The following is an 8,122-nucleotide window of genomic DNA, read 5'->3' on the forward strand; positions in this document are numbered from 1 at the left end:
GTTCTTTAGCTTGTTGCCAGTAATAATATGCTGGGTCATCATTTGGTATGAAAAATTCAGATTTCCAAGAAAAACCAACGATTAAATTTGGTTTTTTATCTGTGACATCACTTAAGAACTTGTAAAAGGACTTAAATAAATCTTGCTTTCTAAAAACGTCTTCAAATTGGTCAAAAATTAGCACTAGATATTTGTTTTCAGCTTTTAGTGATTGAAATAAATCTTCTATCGATTCTGATGATAGTAAATCTAAATTTGAAGTAAATTTGACTTGTTTGCTGAAAATAGTCTTTTTAATAAATTTTTTTTCTATTGCTTTATTGATAAGTTTTTCAAATGATAAAGCAACAAAATTATCAGACAATGCACTTCTAGTGTCAATGGCAAGTGTGAAAAATTTATTTTTATAATATTTATTTTCACAACGTGATTTAATTTCAAGTAATAAAGAACTTTTTCCCCAACCTGATTTTCCATTTAAGTAAAAAATTCTCTTATGTGTTTTGTCAGTTTGAACTTCTTTAAAAAAATCTAAAATTTGTGTTCTAATAAAATCTCTCCCAACAAAATGATTTTTTGTTGAAGAAGCGGGTAAATAATCATACCAATATTCACTTTCTTGAACTTCTGATATAGTTTCAACAACGACCTCTTTTTTTATTAATTCATTCTTTTTTATAGGTTCAATAAAATTTGTTATTGCTTCTAGCTTACTTAACTCATCTATGCGCTTTACAATTATTTCTACAGTTTCTTTTTTTACTTCTAACGAATTATTATTAGCATTAACAACAATAAATTTTGTTGGAAATAAATTAGCTTCATCTACTAAATAGATTAAAAAATCACCAAAATGTGTAACTGCTAGTATTTTTTTAGAAATTGTAAATGAATTTAACTTTGATATTGGTTCAAAAATTTTATTTGCATCAGAAAGCATTTGAATAATATCAGATGGTTCAAAAAAAGTTAAATTTTTATATTTAGTTTTTTTTCTGATTTCACTTAATAGCGCACCAGCTTGATATTCTAATTCTTGTGTTCTAAAAAAATATCCATAATCAGCCTCCTGAAATTCAACGTTAAAACAGAATTTACTTAATTCATCCGAACTAACTTTTTCCTTTGCTTTGCATTCTACATAAAGAATTTCATCTTTATGTTTGTGTTTAGCAATTAAGTCAATTTCCATTCCTGAAAAGTTTATATTTCCTCTAATATCATATTGATGAATTGCAAGTAAATTTCTAATAAGCACTTCAAAACAATTTCCTTTAGCTTTATTTGAAGAACCTTCCTCAAGTATGATTTTTATTTCTGTTTTCATTTACAAGGATTTTCTTTTTTTTACGAATTTTTCTTACAGTTGCCACCAACGTTCCCGCGCTATAAGCAGTTTGGGGCTAAATTAAGCCCATTTTTCGGATTTGCCAAATATTCCAAATACAAAACCAATTTCAAATTAAGCCAAATCCCCAAATTGCTTGTAGCGTGTGTTGGGAGATCGGCAATATACGTTATCTAATTCACGTTAAAATTAGTTCTTTCATTCCATTCCAATTCTTTTGGCAATTCTTGATTGCTGAATTCAATATGTATTACACGTCTTCTTTCGTTGTTTGTTGTTTTATTTGATGCGTGAAAGAGTAGGGGTTTCATAATCATTATTCCGCCATTTTCAACTTCGCAAAAACTTTCGGTTTCTGCATTTATTTCAACATTTTCTATTCTACGGATTCCTTTAGCGTGAGATTTATTGACAACTTTAAGCGCACCATTTTCTTTAGTTGTTTTGTCTAGATGAATTCTAATAGTAAAATTTTCATCAAGAATATTTTTTGGAGGTTGAACAGCAAATTGATTCTGTTTTGTTGTCCAATTTTCAAAATTTTCAAGTTCAATTTTCTTATTCACAGAGATTGTCAAATCTTGATGATAAGCCACAAACCAATTTGACATTTCTAGTTTATCAAAATATATTGATTTAGTAATAAAATAATCACTTCCAAAATTTGTCTTTATAATTTCCTTTAGTTTTTCGTTTAAAATAATATCTAAAGTTTCAGGAATTTCAATTAAAAATTGTCTGATTGCGAATAAATCTTCCGATTTTCTAAATGTTGAATTTTCAGATTTATTTTCAGTGATTTTTTCGATTACACCAATTAATTTCTCAATTTCGGTTTCGCTATAAACTTTATTAATTATTGTAAATCCTTCTGAATTTATTTCTTGAATTCGATTCATTTTTCTGTTCTTTTTTCACGGTTGCGAGTTGCTGTCTCCCAACGTTCTCGCGCTTGTGCTAGTGGCGTAGTTTGATTACTAGCCAAACCAAAAATACACAAATAATTGATTCGGCGGATTCTTTTCTGATGAAAAATTACCTAGCCATTAGCACAAACGTGTGTTAGCGGTAGTTTTTTATTTTTCGTTTTTAATTTTATTTAAAAAACTTTTCCATTTTTCTTTTTCAACCAAGTAGGAGAATTGGTAGCTTTTTTCAAATATTCTAATTTTATTTTTGTATTCTATAGTGTCTGCAAAATAGGTATTTATTTTATTAGAACCTTTATAAAAATCTATACAATAATTTGTTTTTGGACAACAGTAATAATCTATAAATTCAGAATTCTCAAATAAGGTTTTAAAAGCGTTTATTTGTTTCGATTTTTCGGCTTTAAGGGTATTTATATTGTCAAAGCATGTATCATTTCTACTAGATTCAGTTTGGTTATTCTTTTTGTGTCTAATAAGTATTTTATTTGAGTTAGAAATGTCAGCATTAAAAGAATATTGGTTGGTCATTTCTCGAATTTTATCCTGCGATTTCTCATTGCAACTTTGCAAAACGGTTAAAATAAAAATTAGAAATATTTTCTTCATTTTTTATAAAGTATTGTTTTAGCTCATTTTTTTGTAAAATTACCGCTAACGTTTCGCAGCTACAAGAAGTTGCGTACTTCATTCACTGTCAATTACAAATATAACCAAAACTTTGATTTGCCAAAATGTTTTCTGACAAAAACCAAGCCTAGCAATTTCTTGTAACTGCTGTTAGCAAACGTTTTTTTTTTTAGTGCCAATCATTTCCACAAAATCGACATTGTTTGGCTTCAGGAGTTCGTGCTATTTTTCCACATTTTGCGCATAAATTTAAATCAAACTCCTTTCCGTGTTCTAAATAAATTCTAGTAGCGGTATTTTTTACAAACTCTGGAAAACCATTTTCTAGCAATTTTAACGCCTCGATATCTGTTGTTAAAAATCTTTGCTTTGCCTTGTCAATCTTTGGATGAATGTTATCGGCATACTTTCCAAATTTAAAGTCACCAAAATAATGATCTTTAGCTTTCCTTTCTGTTTCGGAATAATATTCCCAACAGTACTGAAAAATGTAGTCAATTAATTCAGGGTAAAGTTCTTTCATTATGTTATTAGATGTGATTAGTTTTTGAAAATGAGCGAACATCTACATTGATATTTTTCAATCTTTCTATTTCATTGTTGAATCTTTTTTCATCGAATAATATTAAGTCAACATCGGTAATACCTATTGGTCCGAAATTATGTTCTGATAAGTAATAATTATTAGATAATTTTATAAATGCAGAAAAGTCAAAATCAATTTCATTTTCATAATAACAGAAATAAAAATCTGTAATTTTTTGCCCGATTATTAATTGTCTAGATGTTTCATGATTTAAAGGTTGTCCAGTTTCAAACATCGTTTTATAATAATTCAAATTTTCTTGATCTAAATTCAAATATTCATTATCGTCAAAATTGGGAATACCTATAATTGTCTCATTTTTGAGTTTTATATATGAATGGAAAGATTGTAATCCATATTCGTTTTCAGGTAAATAATGGAATTTCAATTCAACTATTTCTTGACCAATAATTTCTGAAAGTTTTAGTATTTCCATAAAATGTTTGCTAACGTTTGGCAGCTACAAGAAGTTGCGTACTCCATTCACTGTCAATTACAAATATAGACAAAACTTTGATTCAACAATTACCATTTCTGATAAATCCCAAGCCTAGCAATTTCTTGTAACTGCTGTTAGCAGCTGGCTTTATATTCAAGTTTATCATTAATAATATATTTAATTTTTCCAGTTCCTATTAATTTTGAACCTTCATTAAATTCAAAATTCATTTCTTCTTTTAATAAATTTGCAAAGAAATTAGGCGATAAAATTTTTATTTTTGCCAACACATTTTCTCCTGGCATAACAATTTCTTTGTCAATAAATGTTTGTATTCCTGAAGTTTGTTGCTCTGAAAAGTTAAACTTTATTTGTGGTCTGTAACCCGATTTTGCAAAAGTTTTTCTTCCATTTTGTTCAGTTGCTAAATATTTTAATTCTGCAATAAAGTCTACTTTTTTGAACTCGTTGTTATAATAGTTTAGTATATTTTGAATTATCACTTCAAACTCAATTTCGTTTAAAAATAATTTAGAAAACTCAATCATTTCGGCTATTGAACTTCCTGATTCTATTTTCCAACCATTTTTTCCGTCAAAAACTTTATTTTTTGAGTCAATTTTTTCAAGAGTTATAGGAAAGCCAAAATAATCTTTAAGTTCTTGTAAATATTCCGAAATAAAATCTTGGTTAAATGCAGGCCAATCATTCATAGCTTCCAAAAAAAGAATTGCTAATTTCTTTAATTCGTGTTCATTTTCGTCCGCTTCGACTAAATTATAAAGAGTAGAATATGTTTTAACTTCTATGTCCAATTTTCTGATTTTCTTTTATTTACGATTTTTTCGCACAAGCTTGCTGCTAACGTGTCGCCGCTTCACGAAGTTGCGGATTTTCAACACTATTGATTACAAATATAGACAAAATTTAGTTTCAAAAATTACCATTTCTGATAAATCCCAAACCCCGCAATTTCGTGAAACGGCTGTTGGCAGTAGTAATTTTATTCTTTATTTATTATTAAATTTTGGTTTCTCAATTTTATTCGGAAAAATTATTTCTTCTTTAAAATCTGATGCGAATTGCTCAAACGATTTTTTTAAATCAAGTAATTTTAGCGTGTCATTATTTACAATTTCAGTTTTTAAAGTATTCTTTGATTCAAATTCTTGATTTAGTTTTTTAAAATCAGAATACTTTTCTGTTTTTAACTTTCTATGTGAGTAAACAAATGTGATACTTTTTTTGTTGTCAAATATTATTCGAAATCTCGTATATGAGTCAATTCCACAAAAAATTTCATCTGCAAAATCCTCTTGTTTGTTTAGAAAGTATTTTTCATCTGAATGTAAAGTTTTTATAGCGATTTCATCTAATAATTCTTTATTTACATAATACTTAAAAAACTTGCTTCTGCCTTCATTAATAAGAAAACCATACGATTCCGCTTTTCCATCGCCTAAAATATTTGTATATTTTGTAGTTAGAATTTTTGAATCAAAATTTGAATCAAAATTGCGTCTATAATCTATAATTTCAATATTATCTATGTGATTTTCATTTTGATTGCAACCAAGAAAAAAGAATGATAAAAGTAAGATAATTGTCTTCATTATTGCGGTTTCTGATTATTACTGCCAACGTTTCGCAGCTTGGCGGCAGTAGCGAAGCCAGCGAAAGATTATTTTTCCGTTAAAGATAAACATTTTCGGGAAGAAAAATAGGAGTGTAGAACAAATTAGCTATTGCGCCAAACTGCTGTTAGGCGACGCCTTTAAAATCCGTTCTTTATGAAAGTTACACCATTTCTTTTCATATTCTTGTATTCATTCAGTTGCTCATTAAGAGGAAGTGTTTCGTATATATATAACCAATGTTGATGAAAATCTGAACTCTGTAGATTTCGAGCATGATCTTTATATTCATTTAGATATGTTCTTGTATAATGTCTCTTATCATATCTAAAACTTAGTAAAGTAAAAATACAATCATTTGAAGCAATCGAGTCAGCTTTCATAGTTGTAATGCCTAAATTAAAATTATGTTTTAAAGCCCAATAGATGGAAAATGAGCAAGCTTCATATACTTTAGTTCGGATGCCGTATTCATACATATCTTTTGCTATTTTTTGGATTTCATTTACACTAATAGAATGTGGCACAAAAATATATTCATCTAAATAGTTTACAAGATAAGGATAGAGTAGAACCAAATGATGAATTGTCTTTACAAGGTAATTTGTAGCACCAACTCCTAGATATTTTCCTGATAGAATTTGAATTGCATAATTTATTATTGATGCATCTCCTCCTTCTTCAAGCATTAGCTCAATACTAAAATCAATAAACCCTTGTAACTCTTTAACTCTTATTCCTTGTTTGCCACCTGGTGCTGCATAAGTATTGGTGAAATTAAAATGATTTAATTTAGTTACCCAATTTATAACATCAGCTTTTGGAAGTGGTAATATCTTTGACTTTTTCGAATTTAGAGTTAGTTCATATTTTTTCAACTCATGAGCTAAAGTGTTAATGAACTCTTCAGCTTCTTCATGGCTTTTTGCATAGCAAGTATAATCATCAATGTTCCTAACGTAAATAAAACCTTGATTAACTAATTCATGATCTACCGAAGTAAGGATAATTTCAGAAATTAAATTTGAAACATGTGGACCAATTAATAAACCATTGGTTTCTCCAAATTTTACATTACGAGTGTATGTATCAAGCAAATTAAACCATAAGCCAGAGTTGCGATTTGCTTTGGCATATGATTTAGTTACTAAAGCCCATGAAATGCTATGGCTATAAATACTCAGGAAACAGTTTGCTATATCTGCATGCGCTACATATTTGCTTTTGATTATTATATCTTGTCTTGGATCGCCATCCATATAAAAGTTCTTATAGTTCATTTCAAAAAGGCCATTCTTATTATGAAATTTTCTAATATGAATTCGACTTACTTTATGCGTTTCTGTATTTGTTTTATTTCTAAAATGGTCTGTTATATTTCCCCATATACTAGATATATACTTGCAAAGATTTGCATACGCAAATGGATCAGGGATTGCAAGTGGTCTAGGAACATTAATGTTTCTCATTCCAGAATAACGAACGTAATCTCTTTCATTTGTTTGATTTGGAAATCTTGGATTTTGAGAATAAGTTAAAAACGATTCACTAGTTAGGAAGTCTGGAAATTTACTTGTAAAAAGACCATAACCAACTAGCCCTTCATATAATTCCAATGCAGAAATATTTTCTATGTATTCAATGTATCTTGTCATTTATAGGGAGTTGTTTTAAGGTGTTGCCTAACGTTTTGCGGCTTCGAGAAGTGGCGATGAACCAAGACCAAGCCTTCACAAATATAACAAAAACTTTCAATTAATAACCTTTCCAATTTCTGATAAATCCCGTGCCTCGCCATTTCTTGAAACCGCTGTTAGCAGACGGCTTTTTTTATTCAGTTTTTAAATTCTCTTTAATTTTCTACTTCTTCGATTTTTTCAATTTTCGATTTTAAGTTCAAAATTAAATTCAATAAAATTAATGCAATTATGTTCAAACTCAATTCTGTAAATTCAGGATTACTATTTATATTAATCATAGCGGCACTATGACCAAACATAAAAGTTAAAATGGTATCGTTTGTTAAGTTTAGTTTTATTCCGGTATATATTCCAGCAGTAAAATGAAAAGCAAAACCCAAAACACCAAAACCAATGATTTGAATTAATTGATTATAAATAGAATAATTTATTCCTTTAATATTTCGCTTTTTGATTAACAAATACCCACAATAAATCGAGTAAGAATACAAAGCAAATATTAGCAGTAAGATTAGAAATATTCCGCCATTGACTTGAGTTAAATTTGGAAGAAATCGGATAGTATTTAAAATTCCAACTATTCCGCCAACTAATTGATAAAAACCAATGTATTTTAATTTTAGTGTAATTTTTTCCATTAACTTATTTTGATTTTTTTTTACTTTTTTTTCTTGTGAAAGTTCAGTTTTAGTTCTGCTCGCGTAAGCTGTCTGCTAACGTTTGGCAGCTACAAGAAGTTGCGTCTTCATTCACTGACAATTACAAATATAGACAAAACTTTGATTCAACAATTACCATTTCTGATAAATCCCATACCTAGCAATTTCTTGTAACTGCTGTTGGCAGATCGGTTTTT

At 28.6% G+C, this 8,122-nt stretch carries 9 protein-coding genes; all 9 read right to left on the bottom strand.

Annotated features, from left to right (window positions below):
- Positions 1-1,327, bottom strand: a 1,327-nt coding sequence (locus tag O9267_RS05295) for an AAA family ATPase (protein ID WP_298176878.1), incomplete at its 3' end; no start/stop codon positions are given.
- Positions 1,328-1,521: 194 nt separating this feature from the next.
- The gene (locus O9267_RS05300; protein ID WP_298176880.1) at positions 1,522-2,247 is read right to left on the bottom strand and encodes a phytanoyl-CoA dioxygenase family protein; all 726 of its coding nucleotides are present in this window, start codon (positions 2,245-2,247) and stop codon (positions 1,522-1,524) included.
- A 177-nt stretch (positions 2,248-2,424) separates the two neighbouring features.
- Positions 2,425-2,886 carry a hypothetical protein gene (locus O9267_RS05305; protein ID WP_298176882.1) on the bottom strand — a complete coding sequence of 154 codons (462 nt, stop codon included), beginning with the start codon at positions 2,884-2,886 and terminating at the stop codon, positions 2,425-2,427.
- A 190-nt stretch (positions 2,887-3,076) separates the two neighbouring features.
- A complete protein-coding gene (locus O9267_RS05310) occupies positions 3,077-3,430 on the bottom strand; it encodes a hypothetical protein (protein ID WP_298176884.1) in 354 nt (117 codons plus the stop codon).
- A gap of 7 nt (positions 3,431-3,437) precedes the next feature.
- A complete protein-coding gene (locus O9267_RS05315; protein WP_298176886.1) occupies positions 3,438-3,929 on the bottom strand; it encodes a hypothetical protein in 492 nt (163 codons plus the stop codon).
- Between the two features lie 137 nt (positions 3,930-4,066).
- The gene (locus O9267_RS05320; protein WP_298176888.1) at positions 4,067-4,747 is read right to left on the bottom strand and encodes a hypothetical protein; all 681 of its coding nucleotides are present in this window, start codon (positions 4,745-4,747) and stop codon (positions 4,067-4,069) included.
- 195 nt (positions 4,748-4,942) lie between these two features.
- Positions 4,943-5,545 (bottom strand): hypothetical protein, encoded by a 603-nt coding sequence (locus O9267_RS05325; RefSeq protein ID WP_298176890.1) that lies wholly within the window; start codon positions 5,543-5,545, stop codon positions 4,943-4,945.
- Between the two features lie 161 nt (positions 5,546-5,706).
- The gene (locus tag O9267_RS05330) at positions 5,707-7,221 is read right to left on the bottom strand and encodes an RNA-directed DNA polymerase (RefSeq protein ID WP_298176892.1); all 1,515 of its coding nucleotides are present in this window, start codon (positions 7,219-7,221) and stop codon (positions 5,707-5,709) included.
- 197 nt (positions 7,222-7,418) lie between these two features.
- Positions 7,419-7,904, bottom strand: a complete 486-nt coding sequence (locus O9267_RS05335) for a hypothetical protein (RefSeq protein ID WP_298176894.1) — start codon at positions 7,902-7,904, stop codon at positions 7,419-7,421.
- Positions 7,905-8,122 lie beyond the last annotated feature (218 nt).

This window comes from Flavobacterium sp., assembly GCF_027531705.1.
GTDB lineage: Bacteria > Bacteroidota > Bacteroidia > Flavobacteriales > Flavobacteriaceae > Flavobacterium.

What these genes read in the sequence shown, in the direction of transcription:
- O9267_RS05305 (WP_298176882.1), bottom strand. Translation starts at nt 2,886, where the DNA reads ATGAAGAAAATATTTCTAATTTTTATTTTAACCGTTTTGCAAAGTTGC.
- O9267_RS05300 (WP_298176880.1), bottom strand. Translation starts at nt 2,247, where the DNA reads ATGAATCGAATTCAAGAAATAAATTCAGAAGGATTTACAATAATTAAT.
- O9267_RS05310 (WP_298176884.1), bottom strand. Translation starts at nt 3,430, where the DNA reads ATGAAAGAACTTTACCCTGAATTAATTGACTACATTTTTCAGTACTGT.
- O9267_RS05315 (WP_298176886.1), bottom strand. Translation starts at nt 3,929, where the DNA reads ATGGAAATACTAAAACTTTCAGAAATTATTGGTCAAGAAATAGTTGAA.
- O9267_RS05330 (WP_298176892.1), bottom strand. Translation starts at nt 7,221, where the DNA reads ATGACAAGATACATTGAATACATAGAAAATATTTCTGCATTGGAATTA.
- O9267_RS05335 (WP_298176894.1), bottom strand. Translation starts at nt 7,904, where the DNA reads ATGGAAAAAATTACACTAAAATTAAAATACATTGGTTTTTATCAATTA.
- O9267_RS05325 (WP_298176890.1), bottom strand. Translation starts at nt 5,545, where the DNA reads ATGAAGACAATTATCTTACTTTTATCATTCTTTTTTCTTGGTTGCAAT.